The organism is Streptomyces sp. SID10853 (assembly GCF_010548145.1).
Classification (GTDB): domain Bacteria; phylum Actinomycetota; class Actinomycetes; order Streptomycetales; family Streptomycetaceae; genus Streptomyces.
Genome location: NZ_JAAGLN010000132.1, coordinates 1 through 19,113, shown reverse-complemented (window position 1 = coordinate 19,113; position 19,113 = coordinate 1). Strand labels below are relative to the sequence as shown.

Sequence of the window (19,113 nt, the reverse complement as noted above, 5' to 3'; positions counted from 1 at the left end):
GACTGCGCTGCCGGTGGCCTCCGCCGCCCAGTCGGGGCGCGTGGGGTGTGCGCCGGGCGCGGGGCACGCGGTGTCGCCGCAGGAGCACCGCTCGACGCCCGCCACCGCCTCCAGCCAGGTGCCGGGGAGCACGTCCCAGTGCCGCTCCTCCGCGTACCGTACGGCGCTGTCCAGCAGCGGTTCTGTGCGCTGCCGGGGGATCGGTGCGGCCTGCGTGCCCGTGGTGGTCTCTTTCACGAACAGCTCAACTCCCGCCGTCACCTGGGGTTACGGGGTCAACAGGCGGGGCAGAGCAGCGGTTTGACGGCATGTGGGGCGCATGGAGGCATGGGCGGGGGCGCGCAGGCGAATGCACCCCCCGGAACGGGTATTCCTCAGCGGGGTGCAAGGAGAATGCCGGGATTACTCCCGTCTTCCACCGCATTCTCCCGACATTTCCCGGGCAGTGATCAACCCGACCGGATCAGTGATCGCCGCACGTCTCAGGGGGTATTCATGGCCGCCAGGCCGCTCGTCGCCCGTCAGCCCAATGAACGGCTGCAGGCACTCATCCAGGAAGCCGGCTGTTCCAACGCCGGCCTCGCCCGCCGCGTGAACATGGTGGGGGCGGAGCGAGGTGTCGACCTCCGCTACGACAAGACGTCCGTCGCGCGATGGCTGCGCGGGCAGCAGCCGCGCGGCCGGGCGCCGGGCATCATCGCCGAGGCGCTGGGCCGCAAACTCAGCCGTACGGTCACGATCGACGAGATCGGGATGGCCGACGGGAAGAACCTGGCCTCCGGGGTCGGCCTGCAGTTCTCGCCGACCGTGCTCGGCGCGATCGAGCAGGTCTGTGAGCTGTGGCGCAGCGATGTGGGCCGGCGGGACTTCCTCTCCGGCTCCACGGTCGCCGCGTCCGCGCTGGTCGAGCCGAGCAGGGACTGGCTGATCACCGGGGCGGACGCGCAGGTGGCGCGGGCCGCGGGGGCGCGGGTCGGGCCGTCCGACGTGCAGGCGGTGCGGGCGACGACCGCCGCGCTGACCGAGCTGGACCACCAGTTCGGCAGCGGCCATGTGCGGCCGATCGTCGTGCACTACCTGAACAGCGTGGTGTCCGGGCTGCTGGCCGGTTCGTACCGCGACGGGGTGGGCCGGGAGCTGTTCGCCGCGGTCGCCAGACTGACCGAACTCGCCGGTTACATGGCGGTCGACACCGGCCAGCCGGGCCTCGCCCAGCGCTACTACATCCAGGCGCTGCGGCTGGCCCAGGCGGCGGGCGACCGCGGCTACGGCGGTTATGTGCTGGCCGCTTCGATGAGCCATCTAGCCGCCGAGCTGGGCACCCCGCGCGAGATCGCGCAGCTGGCGCGGGCGGCCCAGGAGGGCGCACGCGGGCGGGTCACACCCCGGGCCGAGTCGATGTTCTACGCGGCGGAGGCGCGCGGCCACGCGCTGATGGGGGACGCCCGTGCGGCCGATGAGGTGGCCGGGAGGGCCCTGGCGGCGATGGACCGTGCGGAGTCCGCCACGGACGCGGGCGACGACCCGGAGTGGATCGCCCACTTCGACGGCGCGTATCTCGCCGACGAGCTGGCGCACTGCCACCGCGACCTGGGCCAGGGGGCGGCGGGCGCGAGCCGGGCCGAGGAGGCCCTGGCGGGCCTTCCGGAGACGAAGACCAGGCGCAGGGGGATCGGCCTGGTCCTGCTGGCCACGGCGCAGCTCCAGCAGCGTGAGGTGGAACAGGCGTGCCGGACGGGGACCCGCGCGGTGGAGCTGCTGGGCACGGTGCGGTCGGGCCGCGGGGCGGACTATCTGGACGACCTGCGGGGGCGGTTGGAGCCGTTCGCGGAGGAGCCGGTGGTCCGGGAGCTGGGGGCACGGATGGACATCCGGGCGGCGTAGCGCACGGCGGGTGGGCGGCGTAGCGCACGGCGGGTGGGAGGGGGAGCCCGCGCCTGGGCAGGAGTCGGAGCAGGAGTCGGATCGGAGCAGGAGTCGGAGCAGGCGGCGGAGGTGTGGCGGTGCGCGGACGACTGCGTACCGCCCTGCCTCCGCCCTGCCTGCGTCCTGTCTCCGTCCTGCCTGTGCGCCGTCTCGGCCCTGCCTTCGCCCAGGCCGGACCGGCCGGACCGGCCGGTCCTGCCCGGCCGGTCCGACCACCGCTTCCTGCCCTGGCCGCCGAGTCCTGAGCGGCCCGGCCGGTCTGTGTGCGGGCTGTGGGATTGGTGTACGGCAGGGGCGAGAACAAGCCACTCCGGCTCGTACGCAGGCGTCCACCGCCCCAAGTACAGCGCCGGGCACCGCGCATGTGTTACATCGCACACCCCCATCCGCCGCCCCGTGGCAGACGCGTCCTTTCACCCGGTAGCGTGAACCGACGATTCCGTAGGTCCACGTGTTAGTAGGAGTCCCGGTGACGCAGAACGGACAGGGCGACGAGCCGCAGCTTCCCGCTGTGCGGCGCGCGCACGAAGGTGTCGTACTGCCGTCCGACGGGAGCGGTCCGTGGATCCCGGAAGTCGCGGGCGAGCACACGGTTCCCGCCGGTGGCCAGCCGTGGGGCCAGCCCTGGGGACCGCAGGACGGCGGACCTCAGCCGCCCCAGCAGCAGCCGCCGCACATACCTCAGCAGCCGCAGCACCAGCAGCATCAGCCGCCCCAGCAGTCACAGCATCAGCAGCAGCCGCCGCAGTTCCCGCAGCATCTGCCGCCGCAGCAGCTCCCGTACCAGCAGCCGCCGCAGCAACTGCCGTACCAGCAGCAGCAGCCGCCCGCGTCGCAGCCGCTGCCCCCCGCCGCCCAGCCGGGCGGCCCCGGGCACCCGCTTCCGCAGCACGGCGCGCCCGCCCCGCAGGGACAGCAGTATCCGCAGCAGGGCCAGTCCCAGCAGGGGCAACCGCAGTACGGCCGGCACTCCGCGCAGGGTTCGGGCGCGCAGCAAACCCCCTCGCTCGCTCAGCCGTTGCCCCCCGAGGCCGTTCCGGGCGCGGGCGACAGCGACGCGACGCAGTTCATCGCCCCGGTCCCCGCGCAGCCCGGGAACCCGTCGGAGTCCACCCAGTACCTGGGCTACCAGCACCAGTCGGGGCCCGCCCCGGCCGCCGCCGGGTCCGACGCGGACCCCACGCAGTTCCTGCCGCCGGTCCCGGCCGCTCCGGCCGCCCCCTCCGGTGCTCCCTACGGCATCAGACCCGGCGCGCCCGAGGACCGGCAGCCGCCCGCCGAGTTCGACAGCCTCTTCCGTTCGGACAACGGAGCAGGCCCCCAACCGGCCGGCGAGACACAGCAGATGCCGCGTTTCGACTCCCCGCCCCCGTACGGCAGCGCCCCGTACGGCAGCGACCCGTACGGCCGGCCGCAGCAGCAACCCGGCGCGCAGGCGCCGCAGTACGCCCCGGAGCCCGAGCCGGCTTCCCGGGCCGGTGCCGGAGGCGGAGCCGGGGGGCGGCGCAAGTCGTCCCGTACGCCGCTCATCGCCGCTGTCGTCGTCGGCTGCGCCGTCGTCGGCCTCGGGGCGGGCGCGCTGCTGAGCGGTGGCTCGGACAAGAAGGACGACAAGCAGCCCGTGGGCGCCACCGCCACCGAAGGTTCGAAGACGCCCGAGCCGGCCAAGGACCCGGCGCAGCCGCAGGCCGTCGCGCTCGACAAGCTGCTCGCCGACAGCAACAACAGCCGCTCGGCGGTGATCGCGGCGGTCGGCAGTATCCGCTCCTGCCAGAACCTGCCCAAGGCGGCATCGGACCTGCGCGGGGCGGCGAAGCAGCGCCACGAGCTGGTGACCAGGCTCGGCACGCTCTCGGTCGACAAGCTGCCGGATCACGCGAAGCTGACCGGTGCGCTGACCACGGCGTGGAACGCGTCGGCGACCGCCGACGAGCAGTACGCGGCCTGGGCCCACGCCGTCGCGGCCAACAGCAAGAAGGAGTGCAAGCACGGCCACGCCAAGCGGACGGCGGCGGCCGGCCGTGGGGACGCGGCCAGCGGCCAGGCCACCGCGGCGAAGAAGCAGGCGTCGACGCTGTGGAACGCCATCGCGGACAAGTACAGCCTGACGCAGCGCAGGAGCGACCAGCTCTGACGCCGGGCAGGCGGAGGCGCAGGCGGAGGCAGTACGAGGAGTCTCCGCCGGGGCCGCCGCATTCGGACAGCCGCGGTCGCGATCGCCCCGCCGACGAACGGCAGGACCGCCCCGGCTCACTCCGTGAGCGACGCCTTCTCCAGCGTCGGTCCCACATCCACCGCGCCCTTCCGCAGGGCCACCAGCCGCCCCCCGCGCACCACTTGGAAGGTCACCCGGTGGTTCACCAGCCGGGGGAAGTCCCGTGACGCCAGCATGTCCTGGAACCGCCACCGCAGGGTGGGCGTGAGCCCGCCGGTCTGCACGGCCAGTCCGCCGTCGAGCGTCCGGGTCAGGTCGTCCGCCGTGATGTGGTCCTTGCCGAGCGACTCGATCGCCTCTCTCAGCACGGTGTACGCGATCCAGGTGGTCTCCGCACCGGCGTCGGCGGGGTCGATCCTGTTGTCGTCGAAGGCGTACTTGTCGATCACGTCGCGCATCGGCTGCCAGTGCGGATCCCCCGCGACCGGGTACCAGCCGGTGACGTAAGCGCCTTCGTACGGGCCGTCCTTGCCGCCCGTGCTGTCGACCAGCCCCTGTCCGACACTGCCGAGCACGGAGGCGATCCGCACCGCCCGGCCGGACCCCTCCTGCCGCCGGAACGAGTCGACGAACGTCTGCGTACGCCCGCCGAGCACCGCGCTCACACACCCCGCGCCGGTCCCACTGCTGGCCCGGACACCGGCCCCACCGCCGGTGTCACCGCCGGCCCCACTGCCGCTCCCGCCACCGATCCCGCTGCCGCCCGCCGGGGTACCCGGCCCCGCGCCCACCGCCCTGAGCGCGGCGGCGGCCTGTGCCCCGTACTCGCCCGCGTCCTCGGTGGTGCGGATATCCGTGGCCGGGCCCCGGCCGCTCTCCGCCAGGCCGGCGTCGAGGAGGACGGGCAGTTCGTCGCCGTCGACGTTCTCCGGCCTGACCAGCGCGATCCGCTCGCAGTCCCGGGCGAGCAGGCGGCCGCTGCCCGCCAGCAGGGACGCCTGGCCGCCGTTGACCGGGTAGGAGAGCGCGGAGCGGAACTCCTCGCTGGAGACGCCGTATCCGCCGATGTACGGGATGCCCGCCGCTTCGAGCGTCGGCATGAACGACTGGCCGTAGACGCTGTACGAGCCGACGACCGCGGCCACGCCCTCCTTGACCGCACGCTGGGCGCAGGCTCCGGCGCCGACCGGATCGTTGTGGTCGTTGCAGGTGAGGACGCGGAGCCGGTGGCCGTCGACACCGCCGCCGGCGTTGACCCAGCGGGCGTAGGCGGCGGCCATGGCCGGCATTCCCGGCATATTGGTCGCGTTGGTGGACTCGGGAGCCCAGGTCATCACGGTGACGGTGTCCCTGGACCCGTCCGGCTCCCCGGACGCCGCGCCGCAGCCGGTGAGCAGGGAGGGGGCTCCGACGGCTGTGCAGAGCGCGAGGACGGTGAGGGAGCGTGGCCAACCGGTCATGGTCGGTAACCCTGCCGTCCGACGGGTAACGCGACGGTGGCCCGCCGTCAACGCTGGGTGACGGCCGGGTGAATTGCGGGGGTCCGGCAGGCTCCGCCCACCGGGAACGTACGATCGAAATCGTGCAAGCTTCCCCGAACGCTTCCCGCCGCGGCCGTCGCTCCACCACCATGGACGGCATGCCGCTGACTGACATGCCGTGGTGGCGCTGGCGCGCCAATGTGCGCTCCGCGCTGCATATGCTCTCCGATCCCGCCTTCCACCAGGAGTGCTGGCTGGCGGGCCGCCCGGAGTACGGGGACGTCACCGACGCCGTGTACCGGCTGGTCGAGGACACCTGGCTCGACAACTGGTCCGCCGAGAAGTACGTCGGGACGGTCTTCCGGGACTCCGGGGAGGCCGCCCTCGTGGACGTGGCCGTGCTGCGCGTACTGCGCATCATGCACCAGGTCGGGGCGGATGCTCCCGTATCGGTCTATATGGAGCACCATGGCTGGCCGGAGGCGGTACGGGCCGCACGGGAGGCCCATGTGCGGCTGGCCGGGGCCGACGGTGACGACCCGGACGTGGCGCCGCGCACCCTGGAGGTGCTCCGCATCGTGACCAGGGCCGCCTGACGGCGGACGGTTGTGGCACCCTGCTGTCATGACCGACCAGTACGTCCTCACGCTCTCCTGCCCGGACAAACAGGGCATTGTGCATGCCGTGTCGAGCTATCTGTTCATCACGGGGTGCAACATCGAGGACAGCCAGCAGTTCGGGGACCGGGACACCGGCCTCTTCTTCATGCGGGTGCACTTCACGGCCGAGCAGCCGGTGTCCCTGGAGAAGCTGCGGGCCAGCTTCGCCGCCGTCGGTGACTCCTTCGCCATGGACTGGCAGCTGCACCGCGCCGAGGACCGGATGCGGATCGTCCTGATGGTCAGCAAGTTCGGCCACTGCCTGAACGATCTGCTCTTCCGGTCCCGTACGGGCGCGCTGCCCGTCGAGATCGCCGCTGTGGTCTCCAACCACCCGGACTTCGCCGAGCTGGTCGGTTCGTACGGCATTCCCTTCCACCACATCCCGGTGACGAAGGACAACAAGGCGGCGGCCGAGGCCGAACTGCTCGACCTGGTCCGCAGGGAGAACGTCGAGCTGGTGGTGCTCGCCCGCTATATGCAGGTCATCTCGGACGACCTCTGCAAGGCGCTGAACGGCCGGATCATCAACATCCACCACTCCTTCCTGCCGAGCTTCAAGGGCGCGAAGCCGTACCACCAGGCGCACGCGCGGGGCGTGAAGGTGATCGGGGCGACGGCGCACTATGTGACGGCCGACCTCGACGAGGGGCCGATCATCGAGCAGGAGGTCGAACGGGTGGGCCACGAGGTCACCCCGGACCAGCTGGTCGCGATCGGGCGCGACGTGGAGTGCCAGGCGCTCGCGCGCGCGGTGAAGTGGCACGCGGAGCACCGGATCCTGCTGAACGGCCACCGCACGGTGGTGTTCACGTAGGGCCCCCGGACCTGTCATACGGCTGCGGCGGGCGGTACCCCCTCTGGTCCGAGCGGTCCGAGCGGTCCGAGCGGTCCGAGCGGTCCGAGCGGTCCGAGTGGCCCGAGCGGTCCGAGCCGGTGGTCGAGCGCGGCGCCGACCTCGGGGCAGTTCTTGCGGATGACGTCGAGGAAGGCATTCAGTGCCGGGGAACGGTCCCGGGCGCTGAAGGACAGGACCAGATCGGGCAGCGGCGTGCGCGGGGTCACCTCGCAGAACCACGTGCCCCTGCGTGGGGCCGTCAGCATGCGAGAGGGCCCCAGACCGACGCCCACCCCGCAGGCGGCGAGGCCGATGATGGTGTGGATGTCCCTCGCGACGGTCGCACCGGAGAGCGCCGGGGACTCCTTGCCCAGGAGAGCCCGCAGCCCGGTGGCGACGGCGGGCTCGTCCTCCGCGGGCGCGACGATCAGCGGCTGTCGCCGCAGCCGGTCCACGTCCACCGACGCCTGACCCGCGTACGGATGCGTACTGCTCACGACCGCGACCAGGTGGTCGTGTCCGATCGGGACCGAGACCAGCTGCTCGGCCCCGACGCCCCCTGGCCGGCCGAGGCCGATCGCCACGTCCAGCTCGCCGGCGACGAGCGCAGCCGTGCTGCGCCTGGTCGCCATCTCGTGCAGTTCCAGCCGCACGTCGGGCCGTTCGCGGCCGAACCGGCCGAGGACGTCCGGCAGGGGTTCGAGCAGCGCCGAGGCAATGAACCCCAGGCGCAGCCGTCCCGTTTCGCCGCGCGCCGCCCTGGCCGCGTCGACCGAGGCCGCCGCGATCTCGTCGAGCGCCCGGCGGGCCCGGGAGAGGAAGGCCGCGCCCGCAGCCGTCGGAAACACCCCCTGGCGGGTGCGATCGAACAGGCGGGTGCCCACTTCCCGTTCCAGGTCGGCGATCTGCTTGGACAGCGGAGGCTGTGCGATGCCCAGAGCACCGGCCGCCCGGCCGAAGTGCGCGTGCTCGGCGAGGGTCAGTGCGTACCGCAGGTGCCGCGCCTCCATGTCAGGCCCCCAGTCATATCTCGCAGGTATCGTCGGCCAGCTTGTCAGATCTCTCACTGGATGATCGGGGTCGGGTCGCGTGGAATGCGGTCATGACTGCTTCGACTGCTTCTTCGTCCACAGACAGCGTCTTCGTCTTCGTGCACGGTGCCTGGCACGGCTCCGGGCAGTGGGCGGCGACGCAGCGCGCACTCGCCGCACTCGGCGCCGCGAGCATGGCCGTCGATCTGCCGGGGCACGGCTTCGACGCGCCCCTGCCCACCGGATACCTCCGGCCGGGCCAGCCGGGCCTGTTGACCGAGAAGTCCGCGCTCGCCACGGTGACGATGGACGACAGTGCCGAGGCCGTGCTGGACACGCTGCGCCAGGCCCGCCGCCACCGTCGTGTCGTGCTCGTCGCGCACAGCGCGGGCGGCGGCCCCGCGTCACTGGCCGCCGAGCGCGTGCCCGGACTCGTCGACGAGATCGTCTACCTCTCGGCCTTCGTACCCGCCGGACGGCCCCGGTTCTCCGACTATCTCGGCTCGCCCGAGAACGCCACGGCACGGGGCCGGAGTCTCAGCCTCGGCGACCCCGGCGAACTGGGCGCCGTGCGGATCAACCCGCTCTCGCAGGATCCCGCCTACGTCGAGGAGCTGCGGCAGACCCACTACCACGACACTGCTCTGGACCGCTTCGACCGCTGGCGCTCGGCACTGAGCCCCGATCTGCCGCTGGCGATCCCGGCCACCCCGGTCATCGTGACCCCGCAACGGTGGGGGCGCGTCCCGCGGACCTTCCTGCGCTGCGCGGACGACCGGGCGCTGCCGACGGCCGTGCAGGATCTGATGGTGGCGGAAGCCGACCGGGCCATGCCCGGCAGCCCGTTCACCGTGCGCACCCTCCCGGGCAGCCACAGCCCGTTCGCGGCCCGGCCCGGTGAGCTTGCCGAGGCTCTGCTGTCGTGAGCCCCCCGGTCACATCCGGCTGAGCGCCGCCGCCGCGAACAGTACGTCCCGGATCGCCTCGCGGTCTCCCTCCTGCCCGGCGACCGCCTCCTCCGGCTCCACATGGCCTGCCGCCAGCCGGCCGAACTCCACGCCGTCCAGCGCTACATGGGCCACGGAGTGGTCCGGGGAGCCCGTGGCGGCCGGGGAGTCCAGCGGGATGTACCAGTCGCCGCCGCCCGCGCCCTCGATCTCCAGCCGCAGTGAACGGCCCGGCCGGCCTTCCGGGACCGGGCCGCGGGGCGGGCTCGCCAGGCCGGAGCGGCGGCGGCCGGCCAGCGTGGCGGGCAGCATCCGGGCCGCCAGGTCGATCATGAGGTTGAGGTGGGACGAGGCCGGCGGGTCGTACGGATAGTCCACCGCGTCCGCGATGTCCTCCGCGTGCACCCAGCACTCGAAGGCCCGGTCCAGGAGCGCGTCCCGCAGCGGCAGGCTGAACTCCCCGTACGGTACGGCCGTCGCCGGGGCGTCCTGGCCCGCGAAGGAGACCGTACGGATCAGGGTGTGGCTCTGCTCGCGCCACGGCTCGCGGATCGTACGGTCAGGGGGCGTGGCGAGTGCCGCCCAGTACCGCCGGGTGCGCTCGGCGGGGGAGAGCGGTGGCTCGGCGCCCAGGGTGCCGTCGGGGTCGTCGCCGAGGCCGAGCGCGGACGCGACCAGGCCGTCGACGGTCAGCAGATGGCCGATGACACCGGCGACGGTCGTCCGCTGGGAGGCGGCCTGCTCGCCCTCGTACCACTTCAGCCTGACCGGGGCGTGCCATTCGGCCTTGCCGAAGTCGTTCAGCAGGGCGTCGAGCCTGGCGGTCTCCGCGTCGTACGGCGCCGCCCACACGGGGACCGGGATCCGGGCCGGCCTGCGGCCCAGGCAGCCCTGGAGCACCCGGGACCTGAGCAGCGGGTCCAGGTCCAGATTCCGCTCCGTGTGCAGCAGCGACACGGCGTCCCGCAGGCGCAGGGCCTCGTCCGCGCAGGGCGCGCAGTCCGTGAGGTGGTCCTCGACCGCCTCGGTCTCCTCGGGGGAGCAGGCCACCAGCGCCCAGGCGCCGAGCAGCGACTTCAGGACCCGGTGCGAGAGCTTCACCGGCGGCGCCGGCAGGAAGGCCAGGTCGTCGGCGGCTCCGCGTGGTCCCGGTATCCGCGCCGGAAGGTCCTCATCGGGACGTCCGGCCGGTTCCTCGGCCGGCCCCGTCACAGGGCACGGCCGTATCCGGGCGGTGAGACCCCGTCGGCGGTCCGGGTGTTGGCCGTGGAGAGCAGCTGGAGCCCGAGCCGGAGCCTGCGCCGCGCCTCGTCCTCGGTGACTCCGAGGTCGGCCGCGGTCTGCCGGTAGTCCCTGCGCTGGAAGTACGCGAGCTCCAGCGCGGCGCGCAGGGGCGCGGGCATGGAGGTCACGATGTAGTCGGCGCGGGCCGCCGCCGATGCTTTGCGCACCTTCTGCTCCAGCTCTTCCGTCTCCTCCGTGGTGCTCTCGCCACGGGCGGCGAGGGACGCCGTCTCGGCCGTGCGCAGCTGCTCCACGGCCTGGCGGTGGGCGAGGGTGGCGACCCAGGAGCGCATGGAGCCGTGCTTCGGCTCGTACTCGTCCGGGTGCTCCCAGACATGCACGAAGACCTCGCGGGTGATGCGGTCGGCCGCGTCGTCGTCGTCCAGCACGCGGTGGGCCAGGCTGTGCACGAGCGAGGCGAACCTGTCGTACAGCTCACCCAGCGCGGCTGCCTCGCCCCGCGCGAGCCGCTGCTGCATCCTGCGGTCCCACCGGGGTGGCGCGTCCTTCGGCATCAGGCCCCCCAAACATCTGCCCCTCGTCCCATTCGACAGTAACCGCAGGCGCCGACAAGTGCGTCTCTTTGCACCAAGTGCGGCCCCGGAGCTGCCCGTAGTGGTAGAGACGCCCCGGAACGCGGTCGCGCAGGGATGGCTGAATAGGAGCTTTTCTGTCTGAAATCGCCTGGGTGTTTATGGTGGGAACGGTGTTTCATGGGGGACCAACGGGGCAGCCGCCCGAGTGGAACGCAAACTTCCGGATCTTTCCGGACCGGCAGACCGACAGCGGAGAGGTCCAGTCCCGTGATGCTGAACGTGATCGAAGCCGAACGCGGTGCATGGCTCGTCCTGCGCATATCGGGCGAATTGGACCTCGTGAGTTCTCCCGAGGTCCGGCAGCGGGTCCATGACGCGGTGGCCGTCGGCTGCCACGACGTGGTGCTCGACCTCTCGGACGTGGTCTTCTGCGACTCCAGCGGGGTCGGCGTACTGATCGCGGCCCGCAGGCTGATGCGCTCCTGCCAGGGCCGGCTGCGGCTGATCCTGCCGGGTGGCGGCGAGGTGGGCGGCATGTCGGGCCGGGGCGGCGCCGCCCATGTGAACAAGGTGCTGGCGGCGCTGGGCGTCCGGCGCCTCTTCGAGGTGTACGCGGACGTACAGGACGCCACGGCGGACGACGCCCAGCCGATCTCGGCGTAACGGGGCGCCGGGGTGCTCGGGTGGGGTACGGCGGAAGGCCCGGTGTCCCCGGCAACCGGACCCGGCTGCCTCCCCCGACTCCAGAAGCGTGCTGGGCGGCTCTGCGGGCGGGCCGGCTGACGACTTTACGGCGCCGAGCTCGCTGCACACCCCTGTGACATGGCGCCTTTGCTTCCGGTTGGTTGCTGGAGCGAAAGCCGATGAAGGACAGTATGCGTGGCCGCTCCTGGGCAAATGAGCCGGACGAGAGATGGGACGGCTTGTCGGAAGCACGAGTACGGGGGTCGGAGTGGCGGATCACATAGCGGTGTCCACATCGGAACTGCGGGAAATCAGCCGGTCGGTTGCAAAGCTGAAGTCTCACTTCGAGGGCGCCAAGGACCTGGTCGACTCCTACGACGCGGAGATGGGATCGGGTGACGTGGCGGACGCGCTCGACGACTTCGCGGACGACTGGAAGAAGAAGCGCAAGCAGCTCTGCGACGGCCTGGAGTTCCTCGGCAAGACGGCCGGCGCGGCCGCGAAGGCATACGACGGCCTCGACCAGCACCTCGCCCAGGCCCTGCTGAAGTCCGAGCCGAAGAAGAGCGGCGAGGGCAAGTGAGCGACGATTTCTCAGGTGTCGACTGGCAGACGGCCCGTTACGACGACAAGGAATTCACCCCGGGCGACCCCTACGAGGTGGCACGGCTCGGCAAACGCATCGCCGATACGGCTGCCCTGATCCAGGACCAGGCCACCAAGCTGCACAATCTGGTCGACGGCAACGGCTGGGACTCCGACGCCGGGCGTGAGTTCACGAAGAAAACCGCGGAAACCGTCGGACTGCTCACCAAGTCGCACCGGCGTTACGCGACCGCCGCAGGTGCCCTCGGCTCCTCGGTGGGCCCCGAACCCGCCTCCGACGAGAAACGGGAGAACTGGGCCACCGCCCTCAACCACGCCCAGACGCTGGTCCGTACGGCGCTCAAGAAGGCCAAGTCCGCCGACGCGGACAGCAGCCACTGCCAGAAGCAGATCGACCACCATCCCGGTCATGATGCCCACCCCGACAAGCAGAAGCTGCACAAACAGAAGGAGTCGGCCGACTCGGACCTGGAGGACGCCAAGACGGACCTTCGGCACGCGCTGTCCTACCGGGACACCCAGGCCGGTCACGCCAAGTCGGCCATCCACGACGCCGTCGACCACGACGGGCTGAAGGATCCCAAGCACCACTGGTGGGACAGCGTGGAGGACTGGGTCGCGAAGATCGGTCACTGGGCGGGCGTGGCAGCGGCCATCCTCGGGGTGCTGGCCCTCGTGCTGAGCTGGGTGCCGGTACTCGGTGAGGTTCTCGCGGCGCTGGCTCTGATCGCATCGGTGGTCGCGCTGGTCTGCGACACCGTATCGGCCCTCGACGGCAAGGGCACCTGGCTGGACGTCGCCATCGACGCGATCGGTGTGATGTCGTTCGGCGCCGGTCGGCTGCTCGGCACCGCGGCGAAGGAGGCATCCGTGGCCGCACGGGGGTCCGCCGCCGTCAAGGACGTGCAGCTGGCACGGGACATCGGGCTGAATCCAGCGGCTGCCCGTGGACTCGGCGAGGCACTCAACGGGATCAAACCTGGTCAAATCGGCAAGGCGCTCGCCGAGGGGCCCGCCGAACTGCTGCCGCGGATGCGTTCTGTGGTCAAGGAGTCCCTGAACGCCAAAACCTACGTCAACGACATCAGGATCGCCGCGGGGAAGCTGCCCGGCGAAGAAAGCCTGGTCACCGAGGGTGCCCCCAAGCTCGCGCAGATCACGGGCTCCTCGTTCAAGAGCATGGCGGGTTACGGCAAGAGCCTCTTCATCGGCAGCCAGACCCTGCCGCTCGCGGCCGGCTGGTCGAATCTGGCACCGATCAGTGACGGGGAGTCGTGGTTGACCGGGCCGGACGGCCTGGGCAGGGTGAAGGAGATTCCAGGACTGGGGGCCGGAGGCATACCGTTCTACAACTGGCGCTGGAGTACACCCGGGGACGGCGGCTGACCCGGTCGGCTGCGGAACACCGCGGAGCAGAATCACAAAGCAAGGAAAGCAAGGACCACGTGGCGAGTGAGGACGAGCGAACCGTCGACGATCTGTTCGCGGAGCTGCCGGAGGACGGGCGGCGGACGCTGGAAGAGATCGGCATGGGGCTGCCGGAACTGCGCCGTATCGCCGACGGCGAGGGCGGCATGCGGAGAGTACGCGGTGTCCTGTCCGAGTTCACCGCCAAGTCTGATCCACGACGTCCCGGTGACGACGAGGGGCCGGCACGGCGGACCGCTGTGTGGCCGTGGATGCGACTGCTCGTCGTCGCCGTCGCCGGGTGCGTCGTGTGCTTGCTGTCCACCCTCGTACTGGGCAGCGGCCTCTCCCTGCTGGTGGGGGTGCTCTGCGGAGTGGGTGTCATCCTCGCGGCACTCGGGACCCGGGCGTCCCACGGGGGCCTGGCCCTGCGGTGGCTCACGGTGGCGGCGTACTTCGTCCTGGTCTTTGTCGCTTCCTACACCAGCCAGGAGTGGTATCTGCAGCTGCGCGGAGTGGAGCAGACGGCCATCATCACCGCGCCGAGCCACCAGTGGGCCCACGGGACTCGCCAGACCCACTGCCGAGTCAGGCTGCAGGACGGTTCCGTGCATCAGGTGTTCCACAACAGGGAGGACTGCGCTGACCGGGTCGGTGCCAAAAGCACCGCTGTGGTCGACCCGTCCGGCCACTACCGTCCCTTCCTCGGCTCGAAGTCCGACATCGGCGACACCGCCGAGACCGCTGTGTCCCTGGGCGCCGCTGCTGTACTTCTTCTGGCCCCGGCCTGCGCCGCCGTCGTCGGCCGGGTGCGGCCGCGGCGGAACATCATCGACCGAGCGGGTGGAACGACGACGTGACCGCATCTCCCGGAGCAGGCAGCACACCGGACATGGTCCGCACGGCCACCACACCTCCCTCCGACTACCGCATAGCCGTCCCCGAAGGCTGGGAACGCATCGTCCTCGACCCCGACCGCTGGACCCACCGCATCGACAAGCTGGTCAACCGCGGGCTGCGCCGGACTAAGGCCACCCCGCAGTTGAAAGCCGCGCTCGCTGACCGGCTCCGGAAGCAGGCCGAGGCCGCGCACGCGAACGGCGGCGTGGAGATGTACGTCGTCAACCAGATCATCGGGCAGGTGCCGGTGTCCGCCGGCCTGGTGGTCACCGTCCTGCAGCCGCCGCCGGGCACCGTGGCCGGGGCCCTGTCCGACATCGCTCTGTCCCTGGGGGCCCGCGGCGCCGACGTCACCATGGCCGACCTGCCCGCGGGCCCGGCCGTGCGCCATCTCCACCGTCAACACCCCACGGCCGACGACCCGGACGGCAACAAGCTGCCCCTCACACACCTGGACCTCTACCTCGCCGTGCCGAACAGCGAGCAGCGCCTGCTGCTCTCGTTCTCCACCCCGACTCCGACGTCGATGGAGCCGCTGGCGGAGGCGCTGGTGACACTCTTCGACTCGATCGCCCGCACTCTGCAATGGATGGCCTGATGCCCGAGTACTCCGCGTCCACGGTACGTATGCAGGCGCCGGACGACGCCGTCTCGCTGCCGGTACGCGAACTGGTCGACCTGGACGCATGGGCCGCTGACGCGGCCCGGCTGCGGGTGGGACCCGAAGGCGACGGACGGCTGATCGAGGCGCTCGCCGCCGAACTGCGTGCGGCTGCTCTGGACTCGCGCGACCGCGGGCCGGTTACGGCGCTCTCGTACGTCCCCACGCCGCAGTTGGGCGAGCTGGCCCGCATCGAGTTGTCGGCGCTGGTCGCCGACGAGACGTACCCCACGGTGACCGTGGACCTGCTCCACCGCTACCTGGCCGCCCCGACGGACATTTCGCTCCGGCCACCCGAGGCCGAGCTGCGGGCACTCCCCGCCGGGCCCGCGGTCCGGGTGCGGCACGCATACGTCCAGGACGCCGACCGGGACGGGACGGGCACCGTCATGGAGACCTGCGCCTACGGCATCTGTCCGGACGAGAAGTGGGGCCTCGTGCTGCTCACTTCGTGGCGAGCACTCGCGCACACCGACGCCCTGTGCACGCTGACGGACAGCCTCGCGCAGACGGTCACTGTGGGCTCCGCGGCGGCAGACTGAGCCCATACGAGCCGGGAGGGCCCTGGGCTCATCAACTCGGCACAACTGTCGGTTCCGATGGGGCGGCGTGCTCGGCGGAGACCGTCGCGGTGCCGACTTCGTGGACCCACTGGCTGTCCGGCTCTGCGGCCCCTGAGGCGCGCCGTCCCTGACCCCTCAGCCCTGCAGCTCACCCGTAAAGCTCCCGCAGCCTGTACTTGAGCACCTTCCGCAGCGCGTCGTTGCGCGGGAGCGCGTCCACCACCTCCAGTTGTTCCGGGAGTTTGTGTACGGAGAGTCCCTCGCCGCGCAGGAACGCCGACATGCTGGTCAGGGTCAGGTCATCGGTGCCCGGGCGCCGTTCGACCACCGCGCACACCCGCTCGCCGCGCTCCGGGTCCGGGAGTCCGATCACCGCCGCGTCGGCCACGGCCGGGTGCTGGTGGAGCAGGTCCTCGATCTCCTTGGCCGAGATGTTCTCGCCCTTGCGGATGATGATGTCCTTCATCCGCCCGGTCAGCACCAGATGGCCGGTCTCCCTGAGATGGCCCACATCGCCGGTGATCAGGAAGCCGTCGGCGTCGAAGACGTCCGCCGCGTGGGCCGGGTCCGCGTACCCCTGGCAGACCGCCTCGCCGCGCAGCCGGACCTCGCCGTCGGCCCCGGCGGGCAGCGGTTTGCCCTCCGGGTCCACGATGCGGATCTCCATCCCGGCCGGTGGACGGCCCTCCGTGGTGGCGAGGTTCTCGGCGGTGTCGTCGGGGGCGCCCATGGTGATCATCGGGACCTCGGTCATGCCGTAGCCGTGGGTGAGCTGGACACCCATCTCGCGTACCACCGCGTGGTAGACCTCCGGGGGCTTCGGCGCCCCGCCGCCGGCCAGCAGCCGCAGGGTGGGGACCAGCCGCTGTCCGGGTACCTTGCGCTGCTCGGTGAGGAACATCGAGTAGAACGCGGTCGAGCCGCCCGCGACCGTCACCCCGTGCCTGCGGTACTCGGGCAGCGCGGTCTCCATCGCGAACTGCTCGAACAGCACGGCCGGAAAGCCGTACAGGAGCAGCATCACCAGGTAGTCCGGGCCGCCGATGTGCGCGAAGGGGAAGGCCATCGAGCCGACGTCGTCCGACGTGAGCTGCAGGGCGTGGGCGAGGCAGGAGCCGCCCGCGATCAGCGAACGGTCGGTGTGCAGCACGCCCTTGGGGTCGGACGTGGTGCCGGACGTCCAGTAGATCCAGCGCACCGCGGTGCCGTCGGCGGGCGGCGGCGGCAGTACGCCGGGATTGCCGTCCGGGAGCGTGCCGTACACCTCGAACACGCCCCGGGCGCCGAGCCGTTCGGCCATCGCCGTGTGGTCATGGCCCCGCCAGGTGCCCGGTACGGCGAAGAAGTCCGCACGGGACTCGCGCAGCGCGAAGCCGACCTCGCGGTCCCGGTAGAAGGGGATCACCGGCGACTGGACCGCGCCGAGCCTGGCCAGGGCGAACGAGAGCAGCACGGTCTCGATCCGCGTGGGCAGCTGCCAGGCGACCACGCTGCCCGGCCGCACCCCCATCCCGTACAGGCCGGCGGCGGCCCGCTCGGCGCCGTCGCGCAGTTCTCCGAAGGTCAGGGTGCGGTCGCCCTGGAGCAGGACGGGCCGGTCCGGGGTCAGCCCGGCGCGGCGGCCCACCAGCTCCCACAGTGTGCGGGAGGCGCCCAGTGCGTGTGCGGTCTCATCCATGCCCCGAACTCCCTCATGCTCACCAGTGAGCCGTAGCTGACGGGTAGTCAGATTGTGTCGAGAGCGTAGAGCTCCGCGCCTTGTCGGTCCAGAGGGGCGGAGCTAGCCTGGTTTCTGACGGACCATCAGGTACGTGGATGCCCGATCCCCGGGCCGTCGGACACACCGGAAGGGATGCCATGACCGAACCGCCCCGGAAGTTCCCGTAATGGACCTCAGGTACACGGAGGACGAAGAGGTCTTCCGCGGGCAGCTGAAGCAGTGGCTCGCGAAGGCGCTCCCGACCCTGCCGCCCGCGCCGGACCCACTGGACTGGCCGGGGCGGCGCGCGTACGACACGGCGTGGCAGCGGATGCTGTACGACGCCGGGTACGCGGGACTGCACTGGCCCGCCGACGCGGGCGGCCGCGGCGTCACCCCCACCCAGCACCTGATCTTCCTGGAGGAGACGGAGCGGGCCGGCGCCCCCTACGTCGGGGCGAACTTCGTCGGGCTGCTGCACGCGGGCCCGACGATCGCCGCCGAGGGGACGGCGGAGCAGCGGGCGCGCTGGCTGCCGCCGGTGCTGCGCGGGGACGAGATCTGGTGCCAGGGGTTCAGTGAGCCGGGCGCGGGCTCCGACCTGGCGTCGCTGCGGACCAGGGCGGTGCGGGACGGCGATCACTATGTGGTCAACGGGTCCAAGATCTGGACCTCGCACGCCGAGGTCGCCGACTGGTGCGAGCTGCTGGTCCGTACGGAACCGGTCAGCGAAGAGGTGCCCAAGCACCGCGGGATCACCTGGCTCGCCATGCGGATGGACGCCCCCGGCGTGACCGTGCGGCCGCTGCGGACGCTCGCCGGGTCCACCGAGTTCGCCGAGATGTTCCTCGACGACGTACGGATACCGGTCACCGACCGGGTCGGCGCCGAGAACGACGGCTGGCGCGTCACCATGGTGACCCTCTCCTTCGAGCGCGGCACCGCCTTCGTCGGCGAGGTCGTCGCCTGCCGCCGCACCCTGGGCGAACTGGCCCGTACGGCACGGGACAACGGCAGCTGGGACGCCGACCCGGAGCTGCGCCGCAGGCTCGGCAGGCTCGGCGCCGAGTTCACCGCGCTGTGGCGGCTCACCCAGTGGAACGTGAGCGAGTCGCAGGGCGGCGGAGCGGCCGGCGGGCGTGGCGGCGGGGGCGCGGGCGGGCGCGGCGGCGGATTCGGGGTGCCCGGCATCGGCGGCTCGGTCTTCAAGCTCCGCTACTCGCAGGCCCGACAGGAGCTGTACGAGGCGGCAGCCGATGTGCTGGGACCCGATGCCTTCGACCTCGCGCACCCCTGGAACCAGGACCGGCTGTCCTCGCTCTCGTACACGATCGCCGCGGGCACCTCGCAGATCCAGCAGAACATCGTCGCCGAGCGGATCCTCGGCCTCCCCAAGGAGCGCTGATGGACTTCCGGCTCACCGACGACCAACTGGCCCTGCGCACCGGCTTCCGGGAACTGCTGGCCGGCCGCTTCGGCCGCGACGAGCTGCGGGCAGCAGTGGAGCGGCCGGTCATCGACCGGGCGCTCTGGCGGGAGCTGGGCGATGCCGGGCTCTTCTCGCTCCGGCTGCCCGACGCGGACGGCGGGGTCGGGCTCGGGCTGCCCGAGGCCGTGCTCGTCTTCGAGGAGGCGGGGCGGGCGCTGCTGCCGGGGCCGCTGGTCGCCACGCACCTCGCGGCGGGCACGGTGCCGGGGGCCGACACCGGGCGGACCGTCGTCACGGCGTCGGACGG

At 71.8% G+C, this 19,113-nt stretch carries 20 protein-coding genes and 1 pseudogene; 13 read left to right on the top strand and 8 right to left on the bottom strand.

Annotated features, from left to right (window positions below):
• A pseudogene (locus tag G3I19_RS22935) lies at positions 1-237 on the bottom strand (DNA primase); the annotation flags it as partial.
• Between the two features lie 258 nt (positions 238-495).
• Between G3I19_RS22935 and G3I19_RS22930 the strand changes: the two are divergent.
• Complete coding sequence (locus G3I19_RS22930) at positions 496-1,884, top strand: transcriptional regulator (RefSeq protein WP_164265568.1); 1,389 nt, start codon at positions 496-498, stop codon at positions 1,882-1,884.
• A gap of 496 nt (positions 1,885-2,380) precedes the next feature.
• Here the strand turns inward: G3I19_RS22930 and G3I19_RS37640 are convergent, their stop codons facing one another.
• Both G3I19_RS37640 and G3I19_RS38330 read right to left on the bottom strand, forming a co-directional pair.
• Positions 2,381-2,632 (bottom strand): hypothetical protein, encoded by a 252-nt coding sequence (locus tag G3I19_RS37640; RefSeq protein WP_239074695.1) that lies wholly within the window; start codon positions 2,630-2,632, stop codon positions 2,381-2,383.
• A gap of 15 nt (positions 2,633-2,647) precedes the next feature.
• Entirely contained in the window at positions 2,648-2,923 is a 276-nt protein-coding gene (locus G3I19_RS38330; RefSeq protein WP_343235180.1) for a hypothetical protein, read from the bottom strand.
• Positions 2,924-2,944: 21 nt separating this feature from the next.
• Here G3I19_RS38330 and G3I19_RS22925 point away from each other — a divergent pair, with 21 nt between their 5' ends.
• Complete coding sequence (locus G3I19_RS22925; protein ID WP_343235179.1) at positions 2,945-4,060, top strand: hypothetical protein; 1,116 nt, start codon at positions 2,945-2,947, stop codon at positions 4,058-4,060.
• A gap of 116 nt (positions 4,061-4,176) precedes the next feature.
• On the opposite strand, the gene G3I19_RS22920 is transcribed toward G3I19_RS22925, so the two are convergent.
• The gene (locus G3I19_RS22920; RefSeq protein WP_164265566.1) at positions 4,177-5,541 is read right to left on the bottom strand and encodes an ABC transporter substrate-binding protein; all 1,365 of its coding nucleotides are present in this window, start codon (positions 5,539-5,541) and stop codon (positions 4,177-4,179) included.
• Between the two features lie 170 nt (positions 5,542-5,711).
• Here G3I19_RS22920 and G3I19_RS22915 point away from each other — a divergent pair, with 170 nt between their 5' ends.
• Positions 5,712-6,158: a hypothetical protein gene (locus G3I19_RS22915; protein ID WP_164265569.1), complete on the top strand. Its 447-nt coding sequence runs from the start codon at positions 5,712-5,714 to the stop codon at positions 6,156-6,158.
• A 28-nt stretch (positions 6,159-6,186) separates the two neighbouring features.
• Positions 6,187-7,038, top strand: coding sequence for a formyltetrahydrofolate deformylase (gene purU, locus G3I19_RS22910; RefSeq protein ID WP_164265565.1), 852 nt, complete (start codon positions 6,187-6,189; stop codon positions 7,036-7,038).
• 14 nt (positions 7,039-7,052) lie between these two features.
• On the opposite strand, the gene G3I19_RS22905 is transcribed toward purU, so the two are convergent.
• On the bottom strand, positions 7,053-8,069 hold the full coding sequence (locus G3I19_RS22905; protein ID WP_239074691.1) for a LysR family transcriptional regulator: 1,017 nt from the start codon (positions 8,067-8,069) through the stop codon (positions 7,053-7,055).
• A 92-nt stretch (positions 8,070-8,161) separates the two neighbouring features.
• Between G3I19_RS22905 and G3I19_RS22900 the strand changes: the two genes are divergently transcribed.
• Complete coding sequence (locus tag G3I19_RS22900) at positions 8,162-9,016, top strand: alpha/beta fold hydrolase (protein ID WP_164265564.1); 855 nt, start codon at positions 8,162-8,164, stop codon at positions 9,014-9,016.
• 9 nt (positions 9,017-9,025) lie between these two features.
• On the opposite strand, the gene G3I19_RS22895 is transcribed toward G3I19_RS22900, so the two are convergent.
• Together G3I19_RS22895 and G3I19_RS22890 are read right to left on the bottom strand one after the other, a co-directional pair.
• Positions 9,026-10,192: a maleylpyruvate isomerase N-terminal domain-containing protein gene (locus G3I19_RS22895; protein WP_343235181.1), complete on the bottom strand. Its 1,167-nt coding sequence runs from the start codon at positions 10,190-10,192 to the stop codon at positions 9,026-9,028.
• Positions 10,193-10,245: 53 nt separating this feature from the next.
• Positions 10,246-10,836 (bottom strand): sigma-70 family RNA polymerase sigma factor, encoded by a 591-nt coding sequence (locus G3I19_RS22890; protein ID WP_164265562.1) that lies wholly within the window; start codon positions 10,834-10,836, stop codon positions 10,246-10,248.
• Between the two features lie 288 nt (positions 10,837-11,124).
• Between G3I19_RS22890 and G3I19_RS22885 the strand changes: the two genes are divergently transcribed.
• From G3I19_RS22885 to G3I19_RS22860, 6 genes are all read left to right on the top strand, one after another.
• Complete coding sequence (locus G3I19_RS22885; protein WP_164265561.1) at positions 11,125-11,520, top strand: STAS domain-containing protein; 396 nt, start codon at positions 11,125-11,127, stop codon at positions 11,518-11,520.
• Between the two features lie 307 nt (positions 11,521-11,827).
• The gene (locus G3I19_RS22880; protein WP_164265560.1) at positions 11,828-12,124 is read left to right on the top strand and encodes a hypothetical protein; all 297 of its coding nucleotides are present in this window, start codon (positions 11,828-11,830) and stop codon (positions 12,122-12,124) included.
• On the top strand, positions 12,121-13,533 hold the full coding sequence (locus G3I19_RS22875; protein WP_164265559.1) for a hypothetical protein: 1,413 nt from the start codon (positions 12,121-12,123) through the stop codon (positions 13,531-13,533). Before G3I19_RS22880 ends, G3I19_RS22875 begins: the two co-directional genes overlap by 4 nt.
• Before the next feature lie 59 nt (positions 13,534-13,592).
• A complete protein-coding gene (locus G3I19_RS22870) occupies positions 13,593-14,414 on the top strand; it encodes a hypothetical protein (protein ID WP_164265558.1) in 822 nt (273 codons plus the stop codon).
• A complete protein-coding gene (locus G3I19_RS22865; RefSeq protein WP_164265557.1) occupies positions 14,411-15,052 on the top strand; it encodes a hypothetical protein in 642 nt (213 codons plus the stop codon). Before G3I19_RS22870 ends, G3I19_RS22865 begins: the two co-directional genes overlap by 4 nt.
• Complete coding sequence (locus tag G3I19_RS22860) at positions 15,052-15,657, top strand: hypothetical protein (RefSeq protein ID WP_164265556.1); 606 nt, start codon at positions 15,052-15,054, stop codon at positions 15,655-15,657. Before G3I19_RS22865 ends, G3I19_RS22860 begins: the two co-directional genes overlap by 1 nt.
• Positions 15,658-15,826: 169 nt before the next feature.
• On the opposite strand, the gene G3I19_RS22855 is transcribed toward G3I19_RS22860, so the two are convergent.
• Positions 15,827-17,356 carry an AMP-binding protein gene (locus G3I19_RS22855; protein ID WP_164265555.1) on the bottom strand — a complete coding sequence of 510 codons (1,530 nt, stop codon included), beginning with the start codon at positions 17,354-17,356 and terminating at the stop codon, positions 15,827-15,829.
• Positions 17,357-17,564: 208 nt separating this feature from the next.
• Here G3I19_RS22855 and G3I19_RS22850 point away from each other — a divergent pair, with 208 nt between their 5' ends.
• Entirely contained in the window at positions 17,565-18,782 is a 1,218-nt protein-coding gene (locus tag G3I19_RS22850; protein ID WP_164265554.1) for an acyl-CoA dehydrogenase family protein, read from the top strand.
• Positions 18,782-19,113 (top strand): acyl-CoA dehydrogenase family protein (locus G3I19_RS22845; protein ID WP_164265553.1); only part of this gene is annotated, 332 nt, incomplete at its 3' end. The genes G3I19_RS22850 and G3I19_RS22845, both read left to right, overlap by 1 nt.

What these genes read in the sequence shown, in the direction of transcription:
- G3I19_RS22855 (WP_164265555.1), bottom strand. Translation starts at nt 17,356, where the DNA reads ATGGATGAGACCGCACACGCACTGGGCGCCTCCCGCACACTGTGGGAG.
- G3I19_RS22850 (WP_164265554.1), top strand. Translation starts at nt 17,565, where the DNA reads ATGGACCTCAGGTACACGGAGGACGAAGAGGTCTTCCGCGGGCAGCTG.
- G3I19_RS22890 (WP_164265562.1), bottom strand. Translation starts at nt 10,836, where the DNA reads ATGCCGAAGGACGCGCCACCCCGGTGGGACCGCAGGATGCAGCAGCGG.
- G3I19_RS22920 (WP_164265566.1), bottom strand. Translation starts at nt 5,541, where the DNA reads ATGACCGGTTGGCCACGCTCCCTCACCGTCCTCGCGCTCTGCACAGCC.
- G3I19_RS22860 (WP_164265556.1), top strand. Translation starts at nt 15,052, where the DNA reads ATGCCCGAGTACTCCGCGTCCACGGTACGTATGCAGGCGCCGGACGAC.
- G3I19_RS37640 (WP_239074695.1), bottom strand. Translation starts at nt 2,632, where the DNA reads ATGCTGCTGGTGCTGCGGCTGCTGAGGTATGTGCGGCGGCTGCTGCTG.
- G3I19_RS22930 (WP_164265568.1), top strand. Translation starts at nt 496, where the DNA reads ATGGCCGCCAGGCCGCTCGTCGCCCGTCAGCCCAATGAACGGCTGCAG.
- G3I19_RS22905 (WP_239074691.1), bottom strand. Translation starts at nt 8,069, where the DNA reads ATGGAGGCGCGGCACCTGCGGTACGCACTGACCCTCGCCGAGCACGCG.
- G3I19_RS22900 (WP_164265564.1), top strand. Translation starts at nt 8,162, where the DNA reads ATGACTGCTTCGACTGCTTCTTCGTCCACAGACAGCGTCTTCGTCTTC.
- purU (WP_164265565.1), top strand. Translation starts at nt 6,187, where the DNA reads ATGACCGACCAGTACGTCCTCACGCTCTCCTGCCCGGACAAACAGGGC.
- G3I19_RS22915 (WP_164265569.1), top strand. Translation starts at nt 5,712, where the DNA reads ATGGACGGCATGCCGCTGACTGACATGCCGTGGTGGCGCTGGCGCGCC.